The sequence below is a fragment of the Bradyrhizobium sediminis genome (assembly GCF_018736105.1).
In the GTDB taxonomy this organism is placed as follows: Bacteria; Pseudomonadota; Alphaproteobacteria; order Rhizobiales; family Xanthobacteraceae; genus Bradyrhizobium.
Map to the genome: position 1 here is coordinate 1,356,473 of NZ_CP076135.1, position 23,782 is coordinate 1,380,254.

At 63.2% G+C, this 23,782-nt stretch carries 27 protein-coding genes; 8 read left to right on the plus strand and 19 right to left on the minus strand.

All coding sequences use genetic code 11. The features are described 5' to 3' along the window. Positions 1–11 precede the first annotated feature (11 nt). Genes KMZ68_RS06475 through KMZ68_RS06485 form a run of 3 tightly spaced genes read left to right on the plus strand, consistent with a single transcriptional unit; the run spans position 12 to position 2,901 of the window. Positions 12–1,145, plus strand: coding sequence for an ABC transporter permease (locus KMZ68_RS06475; protein WP_215615007.1), 1,134 nt, complete (start codon positions 12–14; stop codon positions 1,143–1,145). Further along, on the plus strand, positions 1,142–1,846 hold the full coding sequence (locus KMZ68_RS06480; protein ID WP_215605246.1) for an ABC transporter ATP-binding protein: 705 nt from the start codon (positions 1,142–1,144) through the stop codon (positions 1,844–1,846). Before KMZ68_RS06475 ends, KMZ68_RS06480 begins: the two co-directional genes overlap by 4 nt. A gap of 32 nt (positions 1,847–1,878) precedes the next feature. Next, entirely contained in the window at positions 1,879–2,901 is a 1,023-nt protein-coding gene (locus tag KMZ68_RS06485; protein ID WP_215615008.1) for an HlyD family secretion protein, read from the plus strand. A 46-nt stretch (positions 2,902–2,947) separates the two neighbouring features. Here KMZ68_RS06485 and KMZ68_RS06490 read toward each other — a convergent pair whose 3' ends face one another. The 12 genes from KMZ68_RS06490 to pqqA all read right to left on the minus strand — a co-directional run bounded on the left by KMZ68_RS06490 (position 2,948) and on the right by pqqA (position 14,260). Continuing rightward, positions 2,948–3,397, minus strand: coding sequence for a DsrE family protein (locus tag KMZ68_RS06490; protein ID WP_215615009.1), 450 nt, complete (start codon positions 3,395–3,397; stop codon positions 2,948–2,950). Between the two features lie 46 nt (positions 3,398–3,443). Then, complete coding sequence (locus tag KMZ68_RS06495) at positions 3,444–4,076, minus strand: hypothetical protein (RefSeq protein WP_215615010.1); 633 nt, start codon at positions 4,074–4,076, stop codon at positions 3,444–3,446. Positions 4,077–4,266: 190 nt separating this feature from the next. Then, a complete protein-coding gene (locus tag KMZ68_RS06500) occupies positions 4,267–5,322 on the minus strand; it encodes a 2-oxoacid:ferredoxin oxidoreductase subunit beta (RefSeq protein WP_215615011.1) in 1,056 nt (351 codons plus the stop codon). After that, on the minus strand, positions 5,319–7,166 hold the full coding sequence (locus KMZ68_RS06505) for a 2-oxoacid:acceptor oxidoreductase subunit alpha (RefSeq protein WP_215615012.1): 1,848 nt from the start codon (positions 7,164–7,166) through the stop codon (positions 5,319–5,321). The genes KMZ68_RS06500 and KMZ68_RS06505 overlap by 4 nt, the downstream gene beginning before the upstream one ends. After that, positions 7,136–8,935 (minus strand): FAD-dependent oxidoreductase, encoded by a 1,800-nt coding sequence (locus KMZ68_RS06510; protein ID WP_215615013.1) that lies wholly within the window; start codon positions 8,933–8,935, stop codon positions 7,136–7,138. Before KMZ68_RS06510 ends, KMZ68_RS06505 begins: the two co-directional genes overlap by 31 nt. A 223-nt stretch (positions 8,936–9,158) precedes the next feature. Beyond that, the gene (locus KMZ68_RS06515; protein WP_215615014.1) at positions 9,159–9,818 is read right to left on the minus strand and encodes a DUF4286 family protein; all 660 of its coding nucleotides are present in this window, start codon (positions 9,816–9,818) and stop codon (positions 9,159–9,161) included. Positions 9,819–9,831: 13 nt separating this feature from the next. Next, complete coding sequence (gene pip, locus KMZ68_RS06520; protein WP_215615015.1) at positions 9,832–10,821, minus strand: prolyl aminopeptidase; 990 nt, start codon at positions 10,819–10,821, stop codon at positions 9,832–9,834. Then, the gene (pqqE, locus tag KMZ68_RS06525; protein WP_215615016.1) at positions 10,811–12,019 is read right to left on the minus strand and encodes a pyrroloquinoline quinone biosynthesis protein PqqE; all 1,209 of its coding nucleotides are present in this window, start codon (positions 12,017–12,019) and stop codon (positions 10,811–10,813) included. The genes pip and pqqE overlap by 11 nt, the downstream gene beginning before the upstream one ends. Next, the gene (gene pqqD, locus KMZ68_RS06530; RefSeq protein WP_215615017.1) at positions 12,016–12,330 is read right to left on the minus strand and encodes a pyrroloquinoline quinone biosynthesis peptide chaperone PqqD; all 315 of its coding nucleotides are present in this window, start codon (positions 12,328–12,330) and stop codon (positions 12,016–12,018) included. Before pqqD ends, pqqE begins: the two co-directional genes overlap by 4 nt. A gap of 12 nt (positions 12,331–12,342) precedes the next feature. Continuing rightward, complete coding sequence (gene pqqC / locus KMZ68_RS06535) at positions 12,343–13,107, minus strand: pyrroloquinoline-quinone synthase PqqC (protein ID WP_215616222.1); 765 nt, start codon at positions 13,105–13,107, stop codon at positions 12,343–12,345. An 11-nt stretch (positions 13,108–13,118) separates the two neighbouring features. Then, positions 13,119–14,048: a pyrroloquinoline quinone biosynthesis protein PqqB gene (pqqB, locus tag KMZ68_RS06540; protein ID WP_215615018.1), complete on the minus strand. Its 930-nt coding sequence runs from the start codon at positions 14,046–14,048 to the stop codon at positions 13,119–13,121. Positions 14,049–14,179: 131 nt separating this feature from the next. Beyond that, positions 14,180–14,260 (minus strand): pyrroloquinoline quinone precursor peptide PqqA, encoded by an 81-nt coding sequence (pqqA, locus tag KMZ68_RS06545; protein WP_215616223.1) that lies wholly within the window; start codon positions 14,258–14,260, stop codon positions 14,180–14,182. A 302-nt stretch (positions 14,261–14,562) separates the two neighbouring features. Here pqqA and KMZ68_RS06550 point away from each other — a divergent pair, with 302 nt between their 5' ends. The 5 genes from KMZ68_RS06550 to KMZ68_RS06570 all read left to right on the plus strand — a co-directional run bounded on the left by KMZ68_RS06550 (position 14,563) and on the right by KMZ68_RS06570 (position 18,412). Further along, positions 14,563–14,820: a DUF6894 family protein gene (locus KMZ68_RS06550; RefSeq protein WP_215615019.1), complete on the plus strand. Its 258-nt coding sequence runs from the start codon at positions 14,563–14,565 to the stop codon at positions 14,818–14,820. Between the two features lie 115 nt (positions 14,821–14,935). After that, a complete protein-coding gene (locus tag KMZ68_RS06555; RefSeq protein WP_215615020.1) occupies positions 14,936–16,336 on the plus strand; it encodes an amidase family protein in 1,401 nt (466 codons plus the stop codon). A gap of 25 nt (positions 16,337–16,361) precedes the next feature. Beyond that, complete coding sequence (locus KMZ68_RS06560; RefSeq protein ID WP_215615021.1) at positions 16,362–16,838, plus strand: glutathione peroxidase; 477 nt, start codon at positions 16,362–16,364, stop codon at positions 16,836–16,838. 14 nt (positions 16,839–16,852) lie between these two features. Beyond that, entirely contained in the window at positions 16,853–17,101 is a 249-nt protein-coding gene (locus tag KMZ68_RS06565) for a DUF3297 family protein (protein WP_371737109.1), read from the plus strand. A 141-nt stretch (positions 17,102–17,242) separates the two neighbouring features. Then, the gene (locus KMZ68_RS06570) at positions 17,243–18,412 is read left to right on the plus strand and encodes a mandelate racemase/muconate lactonizing enzyme family protein (protein ID WP_215615022.1); all 1,170 of its coding nucleotides are present in this window, start codon (positions 17,243–17,245) and stop codon (positions 18,410–18,412) included. A gap of 42 nt (positions 18,413–18,454) precedes the next feature. Here the strand turns inward: KMZ68_RS06570 and KMZ68_RS06575 are convergent, their stop codons facing one another. The 7 genes from KMZ68_RS06575 to KMZ68_RS06605 form a co-directional block, all read right to left on the minus strand. Next, entirely contained in the window at positions 18,455–18,886 is a 432-nt protein-coding gene (locus tag KMZ68_RS06575; RefSeq protein WP_215615023.1) for a GNAT family N-acetyltransferase, read from the minus strand. 9 nt (positions 18,887–18,895) lie between these two features. Further along, positions 18,896–19,126 carry a SelT/SelW/SelH family protein gene (locus tag KMZ68_RS06580; RefSeq protein WP_215615024.1) on the minus strand — a complete coding sequence of 77 codons (231 nt, stop codon included), beginning with the start codon at positions 19,124–19,126 and terminating at the stop codon, positions 18,896–18,898. A 28-nt stretch (positions 19,127–19,154) separates the two neighbouring features. Continuing rightward, on the minus strand, positions 19,155–20,072 hold the full coding sequence (locus KMZ68_RS06585) for a haloalkane dehalogenase (RefSeq protein WP_215615025.1): 918 nt from the start codon (positions 20,070–20,072) through the stop codon (positions 19,155–19,157). Beyond that, entirely contained in the window at positions 20,069–20,662 is a 594-nt protein-coding gene (locus tag KMZ68_RS06590; RefSeq protein WP_215615026.1) for a TetR/AcrR family transcriptional regulator, read from the minus strand. The genes KMZ68_RS06585 and KMZ68_RS06590 overlap by 4 nt, the downstream gene beginning before the upstream one ends. A 96-nt stretch (positions 20,663–20,758) precedes the next feature. Further along, on the minus strand, positions 20,759–21,736 hold the full coding sequence (locus tag KMZ68_RS06595; RefSeq protein ID WP_215615027.1) for a HEAT repeat domain-containing protein: 978 nt from the start codon (positions 21,734–21,736) through the stop codon (positions 20,759–20,761). 3 nt (positions 21,737–21,739) lie between these two features. Continuing rightward, a complete protein-coding gene (locus tag KMZ68_RS06600; RefSeq protein WP_215615028.1) occupies positions 21,740–21,973 on the minus strand; it encodes a 4Fe-4S dicluster domain-containing protein in 234 nt (77 codons plus the stop codon). Between the two features lie 34 nt (positions 21,974–22,007). Next, on the minus strand, positions 22,008–23,750 hold the full coding sequence (locus KMZ68_RS06605) for a fumarate reductase/succinate dehydrogenase flavoprotein subunit (protein WP_215615029.1): 1,743 nt from the start codon (positions 23,748–23,750) through the stop codon (positions 22,008–22,010). Between the last annotated feature and the right edge of the window lie 32 nt (positions 23,751–23,782).

Sequence of the window (23,782 nt, forward strand, 5' to 3'; positions counted from 1 at the left end):
TCCCCGTAACAATGCCGCTGGTTCTTATTCTCGCATTCCGGAATCTGTTTCATGACCGGCTTCGCTTCATTGCGACCGTGATCGGGATCGTATTCTCCATCGTTCTGGTAACCGTCCAGATGGGTCTGTATCTGGGCTTTGGACGAATGGTGACGACGATGATCGATCATGCGTCGGCCGATCTCTGGATCATGCCGCAAGGCACCAAGTGCTTCGAGGACCCGTCGCTGCTGGACGCGCGTGAGCGATATCGCGCGCTTTCGATCAATGGTGTGGCGGAGGCAATTCCTGTCGTGATCGGATTTGCAGATTGGCGAATGCCGGGTGGTGCGACGACTCCGGTTTTCGTGGTTGGTTCGGATCTGCGGTCCGGCGGCCTGCAGCCCTGGAACCTGGTGGAGGGCCGGATCGAAGCGCTGTCGACGCCCAAGGCGGTCGCCGTCGATCGCTCCTATTTCGACCGGCTCGGCATTTCGGGAATCGGGGCAACCGCCGAAATCCGCCAGCAACTCGTGCGGGTTGCGGTCGTCACCAACGGCATCCGTTCATTCACCACGACGCCTTTCGTCTTCATGGACGTCGATCGGGCGCGCGCCCACACCGGAGTTCCCTCCGGCAAGGCCACCTATTTTCTGGTTCGCCTGAGCCCCAACACCGACGTGGCTTCCGTCCGCCGTCAAATCCTGTCGAACATCTCCGATGTCGAGGTGCTGACACCGGCCGAGTTTCGCGAGCGCAGCCGAGCCTTCTGGCTGTTCAGTACCGGCGCGGGCGCCGCGCTGTTCGCCGGAGCATTGCTCGGCGTGATCGTCGGCACCGTCATTGTCGCCCAGACGCTCTATTCAAGCACGAAAGAGCATTTGAACGAGTTCGCCACTCTGCGTGCGATGGGTTCGTCCCGGCGCTATATCTATGCGGTGATCGTCTGCCAGGCGCTCCTCAATGCCATCATCGGCTTCTCTATCGCCGCGCTTGCCGGCGAGGCCATCGTGAGGCTGACTGCGGCCACCGCATTGCCGATCGTCATTACGCCCGGATTGACGATCGGGCTGTTTCTGCTGACCGTCGTGATGTGTGTCGGATCGGCCATCGCCGCGATCATTCAAGTCACTCGCATCGACCCGGTCATGGTGTTCACGCGATGACAGATCCCATGATCGAGGCGGTGAATGTGTCGAAGGACCTTGGCAGCGGCGCAGCGAAGGTGGCGGCTCTCAAGGGCGTAAGCCTGGCGCTAAATGGCGGCGAGCTGACGCTGCTGATGGGACCTTCCGGCAGCGGCAAGACGACGCTGCTGTCGATACTCGGATGTATGCTGACTCCGACGGAAGGGACGGTTCGTATCCGCGGGCGTTCAACCGGCGGCGCCGAACCCGAGGACCTCGCACTTCTCAGGAGAGAGCATGTCGGCTTCGTCTTCCAGTCGTTTCATCTGTTTCCGACGCTGTCCGCTACCGACAATGTCCGGCTGGCCCTGGATATACGCGGCGAGCGTTCCAGACGCGCAAAGGCCAAGTCACGCGAAGCGCTGGCCAGGGTCGGACTGCCGCACAAGTTGAAGGCGTTTCCGCGCGAACTCAGCGGCGGGGAGCAGCAGCGCGTTGCGATTGCTCGCGCCATCGTCGGAAATCCGTCTATCATCCTTGCAGATGAGCCAACGGCCGCCCTGGATGGCGAGAACGGCCAGGCGGTCATGAAGATCCTGGCCGGAATCGCCAGGGAACAAGGGCGCGCGGTGCTGATCGTGACGCATGATCCGCGGCTGCTGCCGCTGGCGGATCGGGTCGTCCATATCGAAGACGGGCGGATTGTCCGGGAGGAGCGCCGCGGCGCGGAGCTGCAATGATTGCATGTGAATGTCATCGGGGGCGATTATCCATGTCGAAACGCCGCAGGGCCTTGGTTGCGATCGCTGGGCTGGTCATCTCTGCGGGAGTCTTGCTGGCGGCCAGCGGGGTCACGATCGCCTCACCCGATGACAAGCGATGGCAGGCCGTTGCGCCCGGTCGCGTCGAATCCTGTTCCGGTCAGATCAAGGTCGCGGCTGACGTCACGGGGGTGGTCGACAAGGTGCTGGTGAAGGCCAATGACAGGGTTTTTGCCGGCGAACCGCTGATCCATCTCGCTGACGGGGAACCCGCCGCACGGCTCGCCGCCGCCGCGACGCAAGTCGCGCTGCGCAAGCGCGCACGTGATGAAAGGTCGGCAAGCGGCAGCGCGAACGCGCGACGCAAGGCGAGGGATGCCGTGGCCGATGCCGAACAGGCGGTGTATGACGTTCGCGCCATCGTCGATCGTGCGGCTGCCGAATGGCGAACCAAAGGCGGGCCGGACGACAGCCTGACGACGGCCCGCTCGGCATTGGCACGGGCCCAGGCCGAGTTGACCAAACGCCAGGAGGAGCTCCAGACAACCGAGGAGGACAGCCCTCTACCCAGCCTCCTGGAGGGGCAGCTCAGTATCGCCCGCTCGGAATACGCGGTGGCGCGATCCGCCCTCGACAAGATGACGGTGCGCGCGCCGATCGACGGCACCGTGCTCCAGGTCAATGTGCGGGCAGGCGAGCTTGTTTCACCGGGTTCGCCACAGCCACCGCTGCAACTCGCCGATCTCTCGGCCCTGTGCCTGCGCGCGGAATTGGACGAACGCGACCTCGGATCCGTCAAGGTGAAGCAACCGGTATCGGTACGGGCTGCGGCGTTTCCGGGTCGCGAGTTCGAGGGAATTGTCTCTTCGATCGCGCCGCTTGTTGAACCCGGCCGCCTCGAGCCTTCCGGATCGCGCAATCAGACCGATGTGAATATCGTGGAAGTAATGGTCAAGCTGACGGGACCGGGAGAGCTGATGGTCGGAATGAAGGCCGATGTCTTTTTTCGTTTTGGGCAAGTCGTCGATCGATAGGCGGTGATCGCCCCACACCTGTTTGTGACCACACCAGGATGCCGGTTCACGGCCGCAGATAGAGATAGCCCTGTGATTGCAGCTCCGCGATCCGGACCACGCCGCCCCGGTCGGCGCTGATGAAACCCGGCAGCAAGTCCTTCAGCTCGACCTTCTGCGATTTCATGGTGTTGCCGCAGGCCGCGAGTTCGAGCCCGGCCTTGGAAAACTGGCCGACGCGCCGGGTGATATCAGGGTTCGCGGAGGCCGAGTGAAACGCCCGCAGTGCCTGGCCGTGGATGACGAGTGCGATGGTGACGTGGTCGAGGCCGCCGACGCCCTCGAAATGATTCTGGATGTTGCCGAGCACGAACGAGACCTTGTCGAGGTCGTTGAGGTGGTAGACCACCTTCAACTCGGCCGGAGATGCGGCGTCAGCGGCGGCGTTCGCGCGCGATGCGGCGAAGACGGCGCCAAGGGCAGAAACCGCTCCCCACAACATGCTGCGTCGATGCATGGCATCCTCCATCCTGAGTGTCCCCCGGCGGTTGTCGGCGGGCCGGTCATTTGCGCCTGATGGCCGCAAGTTCCTTGCGGTCGGTCACCAGCGACGCGCATTCACGGTCCTCGACGCGGTCGAGCCGGAATATCCTGTCGTCGGCACCGGCTACCAGAGAATCCTCGGCTTCTTCGTCAGGCTTGTTGTTCTGCCAGATACGCACCCGTTCGAGCCGGATGATCGCGGACCTGTCGTCTTTCGACATCGCCACGACGATGCCGCCGCCGTCGCAATCGACCCCGCAGCCGAACCTGATCTCATGGCCGGCGTCTTCGGCGATGACATGGCCGCAGCTGCCGCTGGAATCGAAATCGCCGGCGCGGTGGCGATATTTGACGCCGAGGCGGAACGAATAATTGGTGGTGTTCTCGTCCGGCGGGATCTCCGCCGTCATCAAGAGCTTCATCGCCTGGACCTTCTGGAGCGGATGCCGCGCCAGGTGCTCGGGATCGTAGCGGCGGACGAAGCAGGCATAGGCCTTCTTGCCGGTTGGCTTGGCAAACAATCTGACGTCGAACGCTTCGGCCTTTGCCTTGTCGATGCCTTCCTCCGCGGCGTGGCCGGTGGCGACGCCGGCGCCAACAATGGCGGCAGCCAGCGTGACGATCCAGCAGCGCTTCCTGATATTCGCGGCCATAGTCATACATCCATCGGTCGCCGGGCAAGCGATTTTGACGCAGCGCGGGGCGTTGCGTTCCAGGCACGCCGGGTCAATGCTTTGGTCGCGGCTGGTATGGGGGACGTTCAATCACCGCTCCCCCGATGGAGCGGGGAATGCCGGCGGCCCGAGACCGGACGACGGTCCTGCCGCGGCGTTGGACGATGCCCTAGCGCAGGCTGGCGTTAATCCTGTCGAGCGCGGTGGTGCCGGGGCAGAGGTCTTTTGCTTCGAGCGTGTTGAGCGGCGTTTCCACGGTGTCGAGATGGCTGTGCAGGTCGTCCGACTCGGGATCGACGTACAATAGCCCGGTGACGATCTGGCCCTTGGCGGCGTGCTTCTGCAGGAACGTCATCGCCCCGCCGCGATCGTGCGCGTCGTAATCGGCATCGATCTTGCGTAGCGCGATCCTGGAGCCGTCGTGCTGCTCGACCAACTGCACCGTGCCCGGCGCGTAATCCACCGAGATCGGTTCGCGGCCGGTGATGACGTCGAGGCGGTTCACCGCATCGTTGTGTTCGCGCACGTAATCGAAGCTCTTGGTCGAGCCGGCGTGGTTGTTGAAGGCGATGCAGGGGCTGATCACGTCGATGAACGCCGCGCCCTTGTGCTGGATCGCGGCGGCGATCAGCGGCACCAACTGGGTCTTGTCGCCGGAGAAGCCGCGCGCCACGAAGCTCGCGCCGAGCTGCAACGCGATCGCCACGAGATCGATGGCGTTGTCGGTATTGGTCACGCCCTTCTTGGACTTCGAGCCGCGGTCGGCGGTGGCCGAGAACTGGCCCTTGGTCAGACCGTAGACGCCGTTGTTCTCGACGATATAAGTCATGTTGACGCCGCGCCGGATCGAATGCGCGAACTGGCCGAAGCCGATCGAGGCCGAATCGCCGTCGCCGGAGACGCCGAGATAGATCAGGTCGCGGTTGGCGAGATTGGCGCCGGTCAGTACCGACGGCATCCGGCCGTGCACCGAATTGAAGCCGTGCGAATTGCCAAGGAAATAATCGGGCGTCTTCGAGGAGCAGCCGATGCCGGAAATCTTGGCGACGCGATGCGGCTCGATCGATAGCTCGAAACAGGCCTCGATGATCGAGGCGGTGATCGAGTCATGGCCGCAGCCGGCGCACAGCGTCGAGATCTTGCCCTCGTAATCCCGGTGGGTGAAGCCGAGATCGTTCTTGGGCAGGCCGGGATGATGGAATTTCGGCTTGGCGATATAGGTCATGACTTCACCTTGCGGAGCGGGGTCAGCTTGAGCTGGTCCTGGTGGTCGCCGATGGCGCCGGCGATGAAGCGCGCGGTAATCGGCGTGCCGTCGTAATGCAGGATCGGAACCAGCCGGACCGGATCGATGCCGTTCTCGTTGACGATCAGCGAGCGCAGCTGCGCGTCGCGGTTCTGCTCGACCACATAGACGAAGTCGTGGTCGGCGATGAAGCTCGCGACGCTGGAATGGAACGGGAAGGCGCGGATCCTCAAGCGGTCAAGCTGATGCCCGTTCGCCTCCAGTAGCCCGATCGCCTCGTCCATGGCCGGCGCGGTCGAGCCGAAATAGATCACGCCGTATTTGGTGGGCTTGGCGGCGTTGGCCTGCAGCGGCCGCGGCACCATGTCCTGGGCGGTCTCGAACTTGCGCACCAGCCGCTGCATGTTGTCGGCATAGACCGAGCCTTCCTCGGAATAGCGCGCATAACGGTCGCGCGAGGTGCCGCGGGTGAAGAACGAGCCCTTGGTCGGGTGGGTCCCGGGATAGGTGCGGTAGGGGATGCCGTCGCCATCGACGTCGAGGTAGCGGCCGAAGTCGCGGCCGTCGTCGAGCATTTCGGCGGTCATCACCTTGCCGCGGTCATACTGCCGGGCGTCGTCCCACTTCAGCGGGCGGCACAGCCGGTGGTTCATGCCGATGTCGAGATCGAGCATCACGAAGATCGTGGTCTGCAGCCGCTCGGCGAGATCGAAGGCCTGCGCGGCGAATTCGAAGGCTTCGGCCGGGTCTTCCGGCAACAGCAGCACGTGCTTGGTGTCGCCGTGCGAGGCATAGGCGCAGGCGATGATGTCGCATTGCTGGGTGCGCGTCGGCATGCCGGTCGATGGGCCGGCACGCTGCACGTTCATGATCACGGCCGGAATTTCGGCGAAATAGGACAGGCCGATGAACTCCGTCATCAGCGAGATGCCGGGGCCGGAGGTGGCGGTGAAGGCGCGGGCGCCGTTCCAGGACGCGCCGATCACGATGCCGATCGAGGCCAGTTCGTCCTCGCCCTGCACGATGGCGTATTTCGCCTTGCCGGTTTCGGGATCGTGCCGCAGCTTCTTGCAGTAGCTGGTGAAGGCGTCGGCAAGCGAAGACGACGGCGTGATCGGATACCAGGCGCAAACCGTGGCGCCGCCATAGACCGCGCCAAGGGCTGCTGCGTTGTTGCCTTCGATGAAGATGCGGTCGCCGACCTTGTCGGCCTTCTTGATGCGCAGGCCGAGCGGGCATTTCAGGTTCTGCAGCGCCCAGTCGCGGCCGAGATGCAGCGCGTGGACGTTCGACGACAGGAGCTTTTCCTTGCCCTTGTACTGCTCGCCGATCAGTTGCTCGACCAGCTTCGGGTCCATGTCGAGCAGGGCGCACAGCGCGCCGAGATAGATGATGTTCTTGAACAGCTGGCGCTGGCGCGGGTCGGTGTAGGTCGAGTTGGTGATGGCGGTCAGCGGTACGCCGATCACGGTGATGTCGGCGCGGAATTTCGACGCCGGCATCGGCTTGGTCGAATCGTAGAACAGGTAGCCGCCCGGCTCGATCGAGGCGAGGTCCTTGTCCCAGGTCTGCGGGTTCATCGCCACCATCATGTCGACGCCGCCGCGGGCGCCGAGATGGCCGTCCTCGGTGACCCGCACCTCGTACCAGGTCGGCAGGCCCTGGATGTTGGAGGGAAAGATGTTGCGCGGCGACACCGGCACGCCGTGGCGCAGAATCGAGCGCGCGAACATTTCGTTGGCGCTCGCCGAGCCCGAGCCGTTAACGTTGGCGAAGCGGACGACGAAGTCGTTTACGCTGCTGATCGGGCTTTGGACGGGCATGATGAACCTGCGTGTGTCATATCGATGAGGTATTTCTGCATGTCCCAGGCACCGGTGGGACAGCGTTCGGCGCACAGCCCGCAATGCAGGCAGACGTCCTCGTCCTTCACCATCACGCGGCCGGTCTTGAGGCCGTCAGCAACGTAGAGGTCCTGGTCCGGATGCAGCGAGGGCGCCTTCAACCGTGTCCGCAGATCGGCTTCCTCGCCGTTTTCCGTAAAGGTGATGCAGTCCATCGGACAGATATCGACGCAGGCGTCGCATTCGATGCACAAGGGCGCCGCGAACACGGTCTGGACGTCGCAATTCAGGCAGCGGTGCGCCTCGCCGAGCGCCAGCTTGACGTCATAGCCGAGTTCGACTTCGGCGCGGATGTCCTGCAGCGCGATGACCTTGTCGCGATGCGGCACCTTGTAGCGCTTGTCGGGGGAAATGTCGTTGTCGTAGCTCCACTCGTGGATGCCCATCTTCTGCGAGGAGACATGCACTTCCGGCAGCGGACGCTCGGTAATGTCCTCGCCCGAGAGCAGCCGGTGGATCGAGAGCGCGGCGTCGTGGCCATGCGCCACCGCCCAGATGATGTTCTTGGGACCGAACGCGGCGTCGCCGCCGAAGAACACCTTCGGATTGGTCGAACCCATGGTCCTGGCGTCGACCTTGGGCATGTTCCACTTGTCGAATTCGACGCCGCAGTCGCGCTCGATCCAGGGGAAGGCGTTCTCCTGGCCGACCGCGACCAGGACGTCGTCGCAGGGAATGGTCTGGTTCGGCTCGCCCGACGGCACCAAGTTGCGGCGGCCATTAGTGTCGTATTCCGCCTTCACCTTCTGGAAGGTGACGCCGGTGAGCTTGCCGTTGTCGTGGGTGAAGGCGACCGGCACCATGAAGTTGAGGATCGGAATGTCCTCATGCAGGGCGTCTTCCTTCTCCCAGGGCGAGGCCTTCATTTCCTCGAAGCCGGAACGCACGATCACCTTGACGTCTTCGCCGCCGAGACGGCGCGCGGTGCGGCAGCAGTCCATCGCCGTATTGCCGCCGCCGAGGACGATCACGCGCTTGCCGATCGTGCTGGTGTGCTCGAACGAGACCGAAGCCAGCCATTCGATGCCGATATGGATATGGCTGGCGGCTTCCTTGCGGCCGGGAATGTCGAGTTCGCGGCCACGCGGCGCGCCGGAGCCGACGAAGATGGCGTCGTAGTTCTCACCGAGCAGCTTCTTCAGGCTGTCGATGCGCTGGCCACCCTTGAACTCGATGCCGAGGTTGAGGATGTAGTCGGTTTCCTCGTCGATCACCGAATCCGGCAGCCGGAACTTCGGAATCTGCGTCCGCATCATGCCGCCGGCCTTGGGGTCCTGGTCGAATACGGTACAGTGATAACCGAGCGGGGCGAGGTCGCGGGCCACCGTCAGCGAGGCGGGACCGCCGCCGACGATCGCGATGCGCTTGCCGTTCTTCGCCGATGGCCGCGGCATGCGATGTTTGACATCGTCCTTGAAGTCGGCGGCGACGCGTTTCAGCCGGCAGATCGCCACCGGCGTCTCCTCGACGCGGCCGCGGCGGCAGGCTGGCTCGCACGGACGATCGCAGGTGCGCCCCAGAATTCCGGGAAACACATTCGATTTCCAATTGATCATGTAGGCGTCGCCGTAGCGGCCTTCAGCAATCAAGCGGATGTATTCTGGAACTGGCGTATGCGCGGGACAGGCCCATTGGCAGTCGACCACTTTGTGAAAGTAGTCCGGCGCCGAGATATCAGTCGGTTTCATTCCTACCTTGTCCGCGCGATTTCAAGGAAGGCGCGGCCTTATCTTTGCCCGCGAACGCTCAGCCGGCGTTCTTGTGGTTTTCGAATTGGATCATAGGCTTATCTTATTAGAGCCATTCCAGAGCGTGCACAAAGCCAAATTTATCTCATCTCCAGCTTTCATAGCTGGGCCGCCATGAGCGCCATCGTGTGTTATGTCGCGGTGCAGCATGTGCAGCGCAACGCTAAATGTCGCTTTTCGCGAGGTCCCACATCAAATTGTAGACGCTGTTCGTGATCACCAGCGGTTTGACCGCGGCATTGCCGGCGATGCGCGCGGCAGCCGGCGGGACCGCAATCACATCCGTGGCATCGATCAGCACGAACCAGTCGCTGGCGCCGGGATTGGGGGCCGAGGGATCATCGGTGATCGGCCGTGACAGCGTCGGATCGCTCTCGATCAGATGCATCGAGATGATGCCGTCGAGCGCTTGCGGATCAAGTTGCTCCCGTAATGCGGTGCGCAGCTTTTCCAAATCGCCGGCCGGGCGGAGGCGGATGATGCCGAGCGCGGCGCCCCGGCCCTGGCCGCGGCTGATGGTGATACGCGCCACCGCGCGGATCATGTTCTTGAAACGCGCGATGTTGGCTTTCGACCAGTCGGTCTGATTGGCCAGCGCGGTGCGATAGGCCGGACTGTCGAGCACATCGAAGGTCGCGGTGGAATACAGGCTGAGATATTTCGGCTTGCCGTCATGCGCGACATAGCGCCGGGCCTCGAGGAAACCGGGAATCGCGACGCGCTCTTCGAGATGCTCGCGGTCGTACCAGCGGTTGAACTCTGCTTCATCGGACGGATTGATGTCCATCGATGTCAGCAGCATTCCCTTCCCGGCGAGCGGCATGTCTGGATTGTCCCTATCGAATGATTTTGGAAGCAAGGTCCGCGATCGCCTTCATCACGGCGTCCCTGACGCCGGGATCATACAGTGAGTGGCCGGCGCCTTCGACCAAACGCACTTCGGCTTCGCGCCACGCCATGGCGAGTGCATGCGAGGTTGCCGGCGGGCACAGCAGATCATAGCGGCCTTGCACGATGATCCCGGGAATCCCCTTGAGCTTGCCGGCCTGATCGAGAAGCTGATCGGGCTGCATGAAGCAATCGTTGCGAAAATAATGCGCTTCCATGAACGGCGTCGCGGGCAGGGCGCGGGACGAATTCAGCGACGCCGGATCGAGCCGGGCGCGATTTGCGGTGTGTTCGGAAAGGATGCGTTCGGTCTCGCCCCAGGCGCGGGCGGCGGGGCCGTGCACGGCCGGATCGGAATCGAGAATACGGCGGAAGTAGGCATCGAGCGGTTGGGCCCGTTCTTCCGGCGGCAGCACACTGAGGAAGTCTTCGCTGAGACCGGGATGCAACCGTGGCAGCGCATCGAGGAAGGCGCCTTCGAGTTCGCCTCGGGTGCCGAGAAAGGTCGCGCGCAGCACGAGGCCCGTGACCCGCTGCGGGTGTGTCTGCGCATAGGCCAACGCCAGCGTCGCGCCCCAGGATCCGCCGACGATCATCCAGTGTTGAAAGCCGAATTTCTCGCGGATCGTTTCCATATCCGCAATCAGATGCGGCAGCGTGTTGTCGTCGCGGCGGCCCTTGGGACGGCTTCGCCCGGCGCCGCGCTGGTCGAACAGCACGGCGTGAAAGCGTTCCGGGTCGAACAGCCGGCGGTGGTCGGGCTGGCAGCCGCTGCCGGGCCCGCCATGAAGATAGACCGCCGGAATGCCATCGGCGCGGCCGACGGTCTCGACGTGGATCTCGTGGCCATCGCCGACCGGCACCAGCTCCGATGTCAGCGGTGCGAAGGGATCGGAGCGGTGGCCGCGTGCCTTGCCTGCGTCGGCGTCAGGCGCCATGGCCGCCGCCCGTCTCGGGCATTCCCCCGCCGAAATTTCGATAGATGAAGCGGTCGTTGCCGGCTGCGGCCTCGATCTCGGCCTGCTTGAAGATCTGTTCGTGCATCGGCGACAGCGTGCAGGCCGGATCGGTATTGCCGGCGTCGCCCGACAGAGCGAAAGCCTGGCAGCGGCAGCCGCCGAAATCGATCTCCCGGAACTCGCAGCTCTTGCACGGCTCCTTCATCCAGCCGGTGCCGCGATAGCGGTTGAAGGCTTCGGAATTCCGCCAGATCCAGGCGATCGAATGATTCGATCGTACCGACAGGAATTCCAGCCCGGTGATGGATTCGGCGGCATGGCAGGGCAGGATCTTGCCTGATGGAGAAATGTTGAAGAACTGCCGGCCCCAGCCGCCCATGCATTTCTTCGGCCGCAGCGCGTAATAGTCCGGCACGACATAGTCGATGGCGAGAATGCCCATCAGCCGCGTTTGAGCCTCTTCGACGATGCGGCTGGTCTCCTCGATCTGCGCCAGCGTCGGCATCAGCGCCGCGCGGTTCTTCAGCGCCCAGCCGTAATACTGCACGTTGGCGACCTCGAGCCGGTCGGCATCGAGATCGACCGCCATCTGGATGATGTCGGACAACTGATGCAGGTTCTGCCGGTGCATCACCGCATTGACCGTCAGCGGCAAATCGAGTTCGCGCGTCCACTTCGCAACTTCGAGCTTCTTCTCATGGGCGTGTTTGAGGCCGGCCACCCGATCGGCGACCACAGGCTCGTTGCCCTGGAAACTGATCTGCACGTGGCACAGCCCGGCGTCCGCCAGCGCGGAAAGCCTTTCGCGCGTCAGCAGCACGGCCGAAGTGATGAGATTGGAGTACAGCCCGACATCGCTGGCGTGCTGCACCAGTTCGGCCAGGTCCTTGCGCGCGGTGGGTTCGCCGCCCGAAAAATGAACCTGCAGTACGCCGATTTGGGCGAGTTCGGTGAGAACCTTCTTCCATTCCTCGGTGGTCAGCTCGCTGCCGCCGCGGTCGAGTTCGACCGGGTTGGAGCAATAGGGGCACTGCAGCGGACAACGATGCGTCAGCTCGGCGAGCACTGCGAGCGGAATTCCAAAGGCCTCCGCCGTCGAGCCGCGCGCCTCCAGCACCGCGAGCCCGTCGGAGGGGTCGCTCGCGACCACATGGGCATCGGTCAGCGTCGGACTCATGACGTCTTCTCGCGCGCTTCGGTGAGGAACCCCTTGTCGGCGAGGTCTTGCAGCATGGCGATGACGTCGGCCGAGATCGCGGCGCGCTCGGCGGAGTATTTGGCCGCGAGTTGGTCGACCATGCCGGCAACGCTGCAAACGCCGTCGCAGAGCTGCAGCACTTCCACCGCGATCTCGTCCGGCGCCAGCACGCGCTCCGGTGCCAGGATGACCCAGACCTGCCGCGTCTCATCGAATTTCAGCCTGGCATGCCGTGGCAATACCGGCCGGCTCGCCTCGCTGACACGGATGTTGCGGCTGCGGCCTGCCATCGCTGATTGCCTCTATTTGTCATTCGGAACAAACGCGCCCGGCGGTATGTGACCGTCGACATAGGCATGATACAGCGCGTCGAGCTGAACCCATAGCACATTGGTCTTGAAGATCAGCGCATTGCAGACCAACTCGCGTTCCGCCGGCGTGGCCGCATGCTGCTTGACGTAGGCGAGCGCGAAATTGGCATCGCGCGGCGCCTGTGTCAGGCGCCGGCTGAAATAACTCATGATATCAGGATTGACGAAATCGTAATGCGCCAGCATGCCTGCGATGCGTTCTTCATGCAGGTTCGGCGCGAACAGTTCCGTCAGCGAGGAGGCGATGGCCTCCAGCGGGCTCTTGTCGCGGACGAAATGCACATAGGCCTCTACCGCAAAGCGCGTCGCGGGAAGAATGCCTTCGGTGGATTCGACATAGGCGTTGTCGAGTCCCAGTCCCTCGGTCAGCTTCAGCCAGCGTTCGATGCCGCCTTCGGTGCCGACGTCACCGTCATGGTCCTCGATCCGGTGCCTCCATTCCAGCCGGATGCCGCGGTCGCGAAAGCGCGAGATCACCACCGCGTCCTTGATGGGAATGGTGCTCTGGTAATAATAGCGGTTCAGCGCCCAGGCCTGCACCTGGCCCTTGGTCAGTTTGCCGCCGTGCAGCAGCCGGTGGAACGGATGCAGGTTGTGATAGCGGGTGGCTCCGATCCGGCGGAGCGTGGCTTCGAGTTCCTCGGCGCTGTTCAGCGGCGCGCTGCCGGCGAGCGAAAAGGCCGTCATCCCATTCAGGTTCATTGCGTTCACAGCGTAATCTCCGTTCCATCGGCGGGGATCTGCCAGCCCGCGCGCTCGGCTTGCCGGCGCTCGGCGGAATCGTGCAGCAGCGCCGGGTTGGAGTTGTTGATATGCAGAAACACTTTCCTGCCGATATCGAGGCCGGACAAGGCTTCGATCGCGCCGCTATCGCCTGACATTGCAATATGTCCCATGGCTTGTCCGGTCTTGCTGCCCAGCCCCGCCGCGATCAACTCGTCGTCGCGCCACACCGTGCCATCGAAGAAGATCAGCGGCGCCCCGGCGAGCCGGGATTTGAGGTCATCGGTGACATCGGCGCAGGCGGCGAGAAAATAGAAGTATTTGCCCGAAACCTTGTCGGCGATGCGAAGCCCGAGCGTGTCGCCCGTACCGTCGTCTCCGCCGGGGTGAACCTTGCCTTCCAGATACCATGCGCCCTTGCCGGCCACGGCGAATGGCAAGATCTCGATGCCGGACGGCGCGCCGCCGGGCAAGACCGGTTCGAAGGCCTGGTCCGGTTCGATCGGCTGGCGCCGCACGTTGTTCTCGGCCAGCACGTTGAAGATGCTGTTGGACTTCAGGATCGCAAGCACCTTCTGGTGGGCATAGATTGTAAACGGCGAGCCTTCCCGCATCGACAGCAGGCCGGCGACCGCATCGATTTCGCCGTTGGTCAGGATCACGCCCGATATCGGGCTGTGACGAAGCTGTCCGGCCTTGGGATGCAGCTGCGGGGTCGCGATCAGTTGCTGGCGCAGGTCGGGCGATGCATTGACCAGAAACCAGTGCTCGCCGTCGGCGCTGATCGCAATCGAGGCCTGGGTGCTTTGAAGTTCGGGATTTTCGGTTCGGGCTCTTCGGCAAACCCGACATCCGCAATTCCACTGCGGAACGCCACCACCCGCCGCGGCGCCCAGGACGACGACGCGAAGCATGTTTCGTCTCCTGGCAATTCCAACGCTTCTACAAAGCTACGAAGGTGGACGCCGCGGCGTTCACGATCCCGCATCGGGAACGTATCACGCCCGGAGGTCCACCTTACGTCAAACGAAACCGTCGCAGCCGCTTACTTCCGGACGGCGCACGCATACATGTTGATTTCCATGCCGACCGGCACTTCGACGATCTTCGGGGCTTTCCAGGCCATTTGGTTCTCCTTGTCAGATCGGACGATTTCCGCCCTCATCGACAAGCCTACTGCGGAAAGAAAAGTTCGCCAGCGAAATCTTTTGCCGCACAACCGCGGCGCTAACTTTGTTGCAATGCAAAAGGAAATCACTGGATTGTGCAGGTCAGTGTCAAAACAATGTGGGATCAACGGGTTCAAAGTCGCTCGCATCGGCTTTAGATGGGGGCTCGGCCTGCGGTCGCAGGCGGCCTTCGGATAAAGAACTTGTGAAATATCCCGGGTTTCGGCTGGAGCCCTCAACGGAAAGTGGTTTTGGCCCTATGCCCCGGTATTTTTTCAACACCCGTATCGGCGATGAACTGATCGAAGATCCCGAAGGTGAGGAACTGCGCGATCCCGATCGCGCCTGGGAAATGGCGCGCACCATGATCCGGGAGTTGCTCAAGCTCGAAGGCGCGGAGGGCGGCCTGCTCAATGCGATCCTCGAAGTGACCGACGACCAGGGCGAGATCGTGCTGGAGTTTCCGTTCACCGAGGCGATCCTCGACGGGCCGGAAAGCGCTCCCACCAGACACTGACATTGCCCGGCGTCATTCCCGTTTGCGCTGACACCCTCCTTGGAATGATGACCGTCGGCGGGTCGACAACCATTGCCGCGCAGCGCTACAAGCGATCGAGCAAATGGAGTTGGCAATGGAAGATCTCTGGCGTCTGTCGGCCGCCGATGTCGCTGCCCTGGTAAAATCGAAGAAGATCTCGGCGAAGGAGGCGGCCTCGGCGGCACTTGCCCGGCTCGACGCGGTCAATCCCAGGATCAATGCCGTGGTCGACCATCGGCCGGCTGAGGTGCTGGCGCAGGCCGCCGCCATCGATGCGGCGATCGCGCGCAACGAAGACCCGGGTCCACTGGCGGGTGTGCCGGTCACCGTCAAGGTCAATATCGATCAGGAAGGGTTTGCCACCACCAACGGCCTCAAGCTGCAGCGCGATGCCATCGCGAAATCCAACAGCCCCGTGGTCGACAATCTGCGCCGGGCCGGCGCCGTCATTCTCGGGCGCACCAACTGCCCGGCATTCTCGTACCGCTGGTTCACCACCAACCTGATCCATGGCGACACCAAGAACCCGCGCGATCCCGGCATCACCCCCGGCGGCTCATCCGGCGGGGCAGGGGCGGCGGTCGCCGCCGGCATCGGCCATATCGCGCACGGCACCGATATCGCCGGATCGATCCGCTATCCGGCCTATGCCTGCGGCGTGCATGGCCTGCGCCCGACCGTCGGGCGCATCGCGGCCTTCAATGCGGCGCTGCCCGAGCGTCCGATCGGGCCGCAGATATCAGCGGTATCGGGTCCGCTTGCGCGTACCATCGGCGATGTCAGGATTGCGCTGGCGGCGATGTCGGCCAAGGATGCGCGCGACCCCTGGTGGGTGCCGGCGCCGCTGGAAGGCCCGGCGATGCCGAAGCGCGCCGCGCTGTGCCTCAATCCCGATGGGCTTAATCCGGTGGCGGAAGTCAAAGCCGCCGTTGCGGATGCCGGCAAGCGGCTGGAGCGTGCGGGCTGGGTGGTCGAACAGATCGAGACGCTGCCGCCGCTGCGCGAGGCCGCGGAACTTCAGACCAAGCTGTGGCTCGGCGACGGCTTTGAAGCACAACTGGCGGCGGCCGAGCGCGAAGGCGATCCCGGCGCGCTCGCCTGCCTGCGCGGCAACCGGACCAAGGTTTTTCCATTCGGCGTCGACACCTTGTCGAAAGTACTGACGCGGCGCGCGACGCTGATGCGCGAATGGCTGCAGTTCTTCGAGAAATTCGCCGTCCTGCTGATGCCGGTGTCCGGCGAATTGCCGTTTCCCGACGGGCTCGATATGCGCGATGACGCGTCTTTTGCCCGGGTCTGGCACGCGCAGCTGACGCAAATCGCCATTCCCTTCATGGGGCTGCCGGGGCTGACCGTGTCAACGGGGCTGGTGGGCCGCATTCCCGTCGGCGTGCAAGTCGTCTCCGGCCGTTATCGCGAGGATCTGTGCCTCGCTGCCGGCGAGGCGATCGAAGCCGGCGGAACCCCGTCGGCGGCGATCGATCCCGCGGGCTGATGGCTGTTTCAGACGAAAGAACCTGATGGCTGGCGTTCACGATTTCACGGCAAAGTCGCTCGCAGGCGAGGACATCCCGCTCAAGCGGTTCGAGGGCCAGGTTCTCCTGATCGTCAATACCGCGAGCAAGTGCGGATTCACGCCGCAATACAGGGGTCTCGAGGCGCTGCAACAGTCGTTCGGTCCGCGCGGCTTTTCGGTGCTGGGCTTTCCGTGCAACCAGTTCGGCGGCCAGGAACCGGGCGACGCCGCGCAGATCGGAGAGTTCTGCACCGACAACTACGCCGTCACCTTTCCGATGTTTGCCAAGATCGACGTCAACGGCAATAACGCGCACCCGCTGTTCAACTATCTGAAGAGCGAGAAGTCCGGCCTGCTCGGCTCGTCGATCAAGTGGAATTTCACCAAATTCCTGGTCGATCGTTCCGGCAAGGTGGTCGCGCGGCATGCGCCGACGGCGACGCCGGAAGGATTGACGAAGGAAATCGAGGCGCTGCTATGAACGAGAAAGATCAAATGACCGATCAACTGCCCGACCGCCTGTCGACCGATCCGAGGAGCCCTTACTACAACGAGGAGGTGCTCGCGCGCGACGTCGGCATCCGCTTCAAGGGCGTCGAGAAGACCAACGTCGAGGAATATTGCGTCAGCGAGGGCTGGGTGCGGGTGACCGCGGGCAACGCCAAGGATCGCTACGGCAATCCGCTGACGATCAAGGTCCACGGCCCGGTCGAGCCGTATTTCCGGGACAAGGCCCCGTCCTGACGCCGGTTCGCATGCAGCCAACAGCAGACGTCGTCATGGCCGGGCCTGTCCCGGCCATCCACGTCTTTCTCGCGACGACATGTTAAGACGTGGATGCCCGGCACAAGGCCGGGCATGACGAAGAACCGAAAGCCAAACGCCATGTCCGTCCGCATCACCGACATCAGAGAGATCACCAAGCCGATCTCCTCGCCCATTCGCAACGCCTATATCGACTTCACCAAGATGACGACCAGCCTGGTCGCCGTCGTCACCGATGCGGTGCGCGACGGCAGGCCGGTGGTCGGTTACGGCTTCAATTCCAACGGCCGTTACGGGCAGGGCGGATTGATTCGCGAGCGTTTTGCGCCGCGCCTGATGGAGGCCGATCCCAAGACCCTGCTTGACGAGACCGGCGACAATCTCGATCCGGACAGGGTCTGGGCGACGCTGATGTCGAACGAGAAGCCGGGCGGCCACGGCGAGCGCTCGGTCGCGGTCGGCACCATCGACATGGCGGTGTGGGATGCGGTGGCGAAGATTGCCGGCAAGCCGCTGTTCCGGCTGCTTGCCGAGCGTCACGGCCGCAAGGCGAACCCGCGCGTGTTCGTCTATGCCGCCGGCGGCTATTACTATCCCGGCAAGGGTCTGTCGATGCTGCGCGGCGAGATGCGAAGCTATCTCGACCGCGGCTACAATGTCGTCAAGATGAAGATCGGCGGTGCGCCGATTGCGGAAGACCGCACGCGCATCGAGGCTGTGCTCGAAGAGATTGGCAACGAGGCGCAGCTCGCGGTCGACGCCAACGGCCGCTTCGAACTGGAGACCGCGATCGCCTACGCCAAAATGCTGCGCGACTATCCGCTATTCTGGTACGAGGAGGCCGGCGATCCCCTCGATTTCCAGCTGCAGGCGGCGCTGGCGGAATTCTATCCGGGTTCGATGGCGACCGGCGAGAATCTGTTCAGTCACCAGGACGCGCGCAATCTGCTTCGTTACGGCGGCATGCGGCCCGACCGCGACTGGCTGCAGTTCGACTGCGCACTGTCCTACGGGCTCTGCGAATATCAGCGCACGCTCAAGGTGCTGGAGACCTGCGGCTGGTCGGCGGGCCGCTGCATTCCCCACGGCGGCCACCAGATGTCGCTCAACATCGCCGCCGGCCTCGGCCTCGGCGGCAATGAGAGCTATCCTGACCTGTTCCAGCCCTATGGCGGCTTCCCCGACGGGGTCCTCGTCGAGAACGGCCACATCACCATGCCGGATTTGCCGGGCATCGGCTTCGAAGGAAAATCCGATCTCTACGCGGAGATGAAGGCGCTGGCGGCCTGATGTGTCAGTGAGGACCACGACCAGGTGTGGAGTCCGACAAGATCAAGTTTCGACTAAATGGCCTCGCTCAAGCGCGGACTCGCGATCTCTGAAGATTGCCATTGCTGTCTTCATCCTCAAAAATCCGAGCTTTGCATAGAACGGCTCGCGGCCTGGGACTGAATAGAGGATTATCTTTGCGTGTGATTGCGACTGCGCGACGAGCCTGGCGACAATCTCTTTTCCTAGCCCAAGTCCCTGATGACTCGGCAAGACCGCGATGTCGCAGAGGTAGGCGCAATCACGACCATCCGCCAGGACCCGGCCCGCACCAACAAGCCGGTTTCCGTCAGAGACAAAGCAACAGAACCTACTGTTGCTGAAGACGATCTCCAGGTCGGCTGCGTTCTTGTCTCCGAGCGGCGCCGCGCGGTAGACCGCCGCAAGCTCCTGCCAATCGACGCCGACTCGACTGTTGCTCCAGGTGATTGTCATCGCATGACCTCATCTTGCGCCCTGCGCGCGGACCGCTGCGACGATCTCGGCGGCGTCCGGAAAATGGCCCTTCAGGCGCCGGGCCACGGGCTTGCCGCCGACCGACACTTCGAACACGCCACCCTTGCCGGGCACGAGGTCTGCAACAATTCCAAGCTGCCGCTGCAGCGCCATCGCAACCTCCTTGGCGCGCTTCTCATAGCCGCAGGGACGACAATAGATGATGGATACGTCCGTCATGATGACCTCCTCCTACTGGCTTCAGCGTTCACGCCGCGGCAGGCAATACAGAAATCGCTCGGGTGGCTTCGATTCCCGCGATCCATCCTGCAAGCGCGCGACCTATTGCATCAGGATGATCCTCCTGCAGGTAGTGCAGTCCGGATCCGAGATTCATCACGCTGCAATGCCGCAGCGAAGCGGCAAATTCGCGTCCGAACGCCGGCGAGACGAGTGCCCCGGGCTCGCCGGTGAACAACAGCTTCGGATATTGCGCGGTCTTTAGCGCTGCGTGAGCAGTCTCAAGCATTGCGTGAACGTCCGAAGGCTCACCCGCTATCGGGAGTTCGCGCGGCAGAGCAAGAACTGGCTTGCGGCTTTCTGCTGTGGGGAATGGCGCACGATAGGCGGCAAGTTCGTCATCGGCGAGCTTTCGAACGATCGAGCCCGGCAGCACGCGTTCGACGAATGCGTTGGCCTCGAGCACCATCTGCTCGCCGACGCCCGGCGTCCGGAATTTCCTGAACGTCTCCCGTGCAACCGCTGTCTGATGGAAGTCCTCCCATGAGGCCATTGGGCGGATGAACTCCATGAAGGCGAGGCCACGCACGAAATTCGGCCTGCGTGCGGCTAGATGGAAGGCGAGCGCGGTGCCCCAGTCTTGCGCCACCAGATAGGCAGATTGAACGCCGAGGCTGTCGATGAATGCGTCGAGGTAGCGCACGTGGTCGGCAAAACGGTAATCCAGGTCTGGGCGTCCTGATTGTCCGAATCCGACAAGGTCCGGGGCAATGCAATGCCCCACGGATTCGACAAGCGGGATAATGTTTCGCCAGATGTAGGAGGAAGTTGGGTTGCCGTGCAGGAACAGCACGACAGGCGCGTTAGCCGCACCGGCTTCACGAAACGCCATCGTGGTGCCGAGCACCTCGCGCGTGCTCACTTCGATCTCCAAACGGTTAGTCATTGCTCCACCTCCTTCAGGACAGTTGAAAAAACGATCGACTTGAAGCGCTCGAGTGAGGCCGGGCTGCGCTCGACCTTCATGCGCAGGATGGCCCCCTGCCAGGACGTGAGCAGAAACTCGGCCAGGTCGTTGGGATTGAACGCGTCGTCGATTTCGCGCCCTGCTTGGGCCTCGGCAATGCAGGCGGCAAACGGGGCGCGCCACTCCTGAAAAATCTCGTCCAGCCGCGCACGGAGCGCCTCGCTGCTGCTCGAGGTCTCAAGGCTCAGGTCGCCGATCAGGCAGCCGCGGCTCCAATTGTCGCCTTCCAGCCTGCCGGTGATGATGTCGAGATAGCGCCTTAGGCGCTGGCGTGGCGTCAGCGACTTGTCATTCAGCGCCTGGGCCACGCATCCTTTGACATGTGCGAAATAGCGGTCGAGCACCTCGCGCGCGAACGCCTCCTTGCTGCGGAAGTGGTTGGTGAATGAGCCCTGGGGCGCGCCCGCCGCGGCGGCAATGTCGCGCACGCTTGTGCCGTTGTAGCCGGTGCGGAACATCGTCTTCAGGCCGGCATCGAGAATTGTGTCTTTGAGCGATGGTTTTGGCATGGAAGGCATAATACGTACGTACGTATTATAGTCAAGCGCAGATTTTCACTCGGTATAAGCACCCCACCATTTGCTCGGCCGCGCAGGCCGCCATGATCACGATCCGGTAGCGCTCTTGCCGGACTGGATCCGCTGCATCGCCCAGCGCGCATTCTTGCGCACCTCCGGATCGGCATCCTCCATGATCGGCGCCAGGAATTTTTCGCCGGCGGGATCGGCGATCTCGCCTAGCGCGGCGGCGCTTTCCTTTCGCAGGTTGGCCTGCGGATGGACGACGCAGCCGCCGATCGCATTCACCGCACGGGCGACCTTCATCTTGCCGAGGCTGCGCACCGCTTTCAGCCGCACCTGCCAGAATTCGTCGTTCAGGCAATTGATCAGCGAGTCGGCCGCCTGCAGGCCGTGGACGTTGGTGCCGAGCGTCTCGGCGGCGATTTCCCGCACCATCCAGTCACCGTCGGCCAGCGCGCGGGTAATGGAATCGGTGGCGGATTTCATCTGCGAGAACGCCAGCGCACTCACCGCGGCGCGGCGGACATGCGGGTCCGGATCCGAAGTCGCAGCGGTCAGAGCAGGGATCGATTCTTCCATCTTGAGAAAGCCGATGACGCCGACCGCCTGTACCCGGACCGAGGCGTCGACATCGCGTAGCGCATCGAGTGCGGGTTTGAGCGAATCCTTGCGCCGCAGCTCCTTCAGCGCGCGCAGTGCGGCCATCCTGACGAAGGCGTGGGAATGATTGACCAGCGGCAGGATCGGATCGGCGCTGTCGGGATCCTTGAGTTCCGCCATGGCAGTGGCCGCGGCGGTCGCCACCGCCTGTTCGGGATCGACCACGAGCTTGGCGAGCGCCGCCGCAGTATCGGCCCCGTCGAACTCGCCGAGCGCGAGGCCGACCTGCTGGCGCACGCCGGGATCCGGGTCGGCCGTCATTCGATCGAGATGCGCCACCGCCCCGGGGTCACCGGAATTGGCCAGCGCGATGATCGCCACGCGGCGTTCGCCGGCGTCGGCGGCGTGCAGGCGGTCGTCGATGTCGTCGAGATCGTCATAGGCTTCGAACGGGTCTGCCATAGATCACCTCAACAGATAGGGAATGTTGACCTTGACCGCGTCGGTCGGGCAATCGGCCTCGCACGGCATGCAATACCAGCATTCGTCGTAGGCCATGTAGGCCTTGCCGGTCATGTCGCTGATGCGCAGCACGTCGAGCGGGCACACATCGACGCAGACCGTGCAGCCCTTGTCGGCAATGCATTTGGCCTCGTCGACCACGACGGGAACGGAGGTTTGGTAACTGGCTAGCGGCATCGGTCGGCTCCAGGATGCGAATTAGAGGTGAATGTCAGGCGGAAGCGCGCACGCGCTGCTTGTCGTACAGGTCCTTTTCCTCGTCGGCGATCGGAACGATGTAGGGCTCGACCGCGCGCTTTTCGCTGGTCATCTTGCCGTCCTTCTTGCTCAACAGCGTGTGGCAGAACCAGTTCTCGTTGTCCTTTTCGGGATAGTCGGTGCGCAGGTGATAGAGGCCCCAGCGGCTTTCGGTGCGGTACAGCGAGGCATGCGCCGCCATATCGGCGCAGTCGACGATCGACTGGGTCTCGAGCGCGCGCAGCAGTTCGTGCGAATTGCGCGCGATCATCCGGTTTTCCATGTCGTCGCGAACTTCGGCGAGGCGGCGCTGTCCGAGCTCGAACTTGCGCGTCACCTTCGGCGGCTGCAGATAGTCGTTGACCAGACGGCGCGCCTTGTACTCGACCTGGTTCGGCGGGATGCCGTCCTCACGTTTGGTCGGCGCCATCACGCGTTCGCGTTCCCGCTCGACGTCGCCGGCGTCGAATTTCGCAAAGTCGGTGCTGTCGGCGTATTCCATCGCATGTTCGCCGGCCGCCGATCCGTTGGTGAAGGCGCCGAGCATGTAGTTGTGGGGTACGCTGGCCATATCGCCGGCGGCATAGAGACCGGGGATCGTGGTTCGGGCGAAATCATCGACGAACACGCCGGAAGCGCTGTGCCCGGAGCAGAAGCCGATTTCGGAGATGTGCATCTCGATCGGTTCCTCGCGATAGTCGGTGCCGCGGCCCTCGTGAAACAGCCCGCGCGTCGGACGCTCGACCTTGTGCAACGTGGTCTCGATCTCGCTGATGGTATCTTCATGAAGATGGTTGAGCTTGAGGAAGACCGGTCCCTTGCCGGACTGCAGCTCGTTGTAGAATTCGAGCATCATCTGGCCGGACCAGTAATCGCATTCGATAAAGCGGGCGCCCTCGTTGTTGGCGGTGTAGGCGCCGAACGGGCCGGCGACATAGGCGCAGGCGGGGCCGTTATAGTCCTTGATCAGCGGGTTGATCTGGAAGCATTCGAGGTTCGCGAGCGCGGCGCCCGCGTGATAGGCCATGGCGTAGCCGTCGCCGGAATTGGCGGCGTTCTCGTAGGTGCCGAACATGTAGCCTGAGGTCGGCAATCCGAGCCGGCCGGCGGCTCCCATGCACAGGATCACGGATTTCGCCTTGATCACCAGGATCTCCGCGGTCCTTGTGTTGACGCCGATCGCCCCGGCGATGCGGCCGTCGTTGCCGGTCAACAGGCGGGTCGCCATGTAGCGGTTGGAAATCAGGATGCGGGCGCGCCGCAATTGGCGGTAGAGCGCCTTCTTGACGGTCTCGCCATTCGGCATCGGCAGCACATAGGTTCCGATGTGGTGGACCTTCTTGACGGCGAAGTCGCCGTTCTCGTTCTTGAGAAAGCGAATGCCGAAACTGTCGAGTTCCTCGATGATCGAGTAGCAGCGCTCGGCATATTTGTAGACCGCCTTCTGATCGACGATGCCGTCATTGGCGATGGTGATTTCCTTGGTGTACTGCTCGGGCGTGGCGTAGCCCGGAATGACGGCATTGTTGAGCCCGTCCATGCCCATGGAGATCGCGCCGGAGCGCTTCACATTGGCCTTCTCGAGCAGGACCACATTGGCCTTGGGATTTTTCAGCTTGGCCTTCAGCGCGGCCATCGGCCCCGCGGTGCCGCCGCCGATCACCAAGACATCGCACGACACTTCCGAGAGGCCGTCGAGAATTTCGTCCATCGCCATCGCTTTTTCCTTCGCCTTGATCGAAGCAATTT

Bases quoted from the DNA above. Each gene is read 5' to 3' on its own strand.
- KMZ68_RS06475 (WP_215615007.1), top strand. From the start codon at position 12: ATGCCGCTGGTTCTTATTCTCGCATTCCGGAATCTGTTTCATGACCGG.
- KMZ68_RS06480 (WP_215605246.1), top strand. From the start codon at position 1,142: ATGACAGATCCCATGATCGAGGCGGTGAATGTGTCGAAGGACCTTGGC.
- KMZ68_RS06485 (WP_215615008.1), top strand. From the start codon at position 1,879: ATGTCGAAACGCCGCAGGGCCTTGGTTGCGATCGCTGGGCTGGTCATC.
- KMZ68_RS06490 (WP_215615009.1), bottom strand. From the start codon at position 3,397: ATGCATCGACGCAGCATGTTGTGGGGAGCGGTTTCTGCCCTTGGCGCC.
- KMZ68_RS06495 (WP_215615010.1), bottom strand. From the start codon at position 4,076: ATGGCCGCGAATATCAGGAAGCGCTGCTGGATCGTCACGCTGGCTGCC.
- KMZ68_RS06500 (WP_215615011.1), bottom strand. From the start codon at position 5,322: ATGACCTATATCGCCAAGCCGAAATTCCATCATCCCGGCCTGCCCAAG.
- KMZ68_RS06505 (WP_215615012.1), bottom strand. From the start codon at position 7,166: ATGCCCGTCCAAAGCCCGATCAGCAGCGTAAACGACTTCGTCGTCCGC.
- KMZ68_RS06510 (WP_215615013.1), bottom strand. From the start codon at position 8,935: ATGAAACCGACTGATATCTCGGCGCCGGACTACTTTCACAAAGTGGTC.
- KMZ68_RS06515 (WP_215615014.1), bottom strand. From the start codon at position 9,818: ATGCCGCTCGCCGGGAAGGGAATGCTGCTGACATCGATGGACATCAAT.
- pip (WP_215615015.1), bottom strand. From the start codon at position 10,821: ATGGCGCCTGACGCCGACGCAGGCAAGGCACGCGGCCACCGCTCCGAT.
- pqqE (WP_215615016.1), bottom strand. From the start codon at position 12,019: ATGAGTCCGACGCTGACCGATGCCCATGTGGTCGCGAGCGACCCCTCC.
- pqqD (WP_215615017.1), bottom strand. From the start codon at position 12,330: ATGGCAGGCCGCAGCCGCAACATCCGTGTCAGCGAGGCGAGCCGGCCG.
- pqqB (WP_215615018.1), bottom strand. From the start codon at position 14,048: ATGCTTCGCGTCGTCGTCCTGGGCGCCGCGGCGGGTGGTGGCGTTCCG.
- pqqA (WP_215616223.1), bottom strand. From the start codon at position 14,260: ATGGCCTGGAAAGCCCCGAAGATCGTCGAAGTGCCGGTCGGCATGGAA.
- KMZ68_RS06550 (WP_215615019.1), top strand. From the start codon at position 14,563: ATGCCCCGGTATTTTTTCAACACCCGTATCGGCGATGAACTGATCGAA.
- KMZ68_RS06555 (WP_215615020.1), top strand. From the start codon at position 14,936: ATGGAAGATCTCTGGCGTCTGTCGGCCGCCGATGTCGCTGCCCTGGTA.
- KMZ68_RS06560 (WP_215615021.1), top strand. From the start codon at position 16,362: ATGGCTGGCGTTCACGATTTCACGGCAAAGTCGCTCGCAGGCGAGGAC.
- KMZ68_RS06565 (WP_371737109.1), top strand. From the start codon at position 16,853: ATGACCGATCAACTGCCCGACCGCCTGTCGACCGATCCGAGGAGCCCT.
- KMZ68_RS06570 (WP_215615022.1), top strand. From the start codon at position 17,243: ATGTCCGTCCGCATCACCGACATCAGAGAGATCACCAAGCCGATCTCC.
- KMZ68_RS06575 (WP_215615023.1), bottom strand. From the start codon at position 18,886: ATGACAATCACCTGGAGCAACAGTCGAGTCGGCGTCGATTGGCAGGAG.
- KMZ68_RS06580 (WP_215615024.1), bottom strand. From the start codon at position 19,126: ATGACGGACGTATCCATCATCTATTGTCGTCCCTGCGGCTATGAGAAG.
- KMZ68_RS06585 (WP_215615025.1), bottom strand. From the start codon at position 20,072: ATGACTAACCGTTTGGAGATCGAAGTGAGCACGCGCGAGGTGCTCGGC.
- KMZ68_RS06590 (WP_215615026.1), bottom strand. From the start codon at position 20,662: ATGCCAAAACCATCGCTCAAAGACACAATTCTCGATGCCGGCCTGAAG.
- KMZ68_RS06595 (WP_215615027.1), bottom strand. From the start codon at position 21,736: ATGGCAGACCCGTTCGAAGCCTATGACGATCTCGACGACATCGACGAC.
- KMZ68_RS06600 (WP_215615028.1), bottom strand. From the start codon at position 21,973: ATGCCGCTAGCCAGTTACCAAACCTCCGTTCCCGTCGTGGTCGACGAG.
- KMZ68_RS06605 (WP_215615029.1), bottom strand. From the start codon at position 23,750: ATGGCGATGGACGAAATTCTCGACGGCCTCTCGGAAGTGTCGTGCGAT.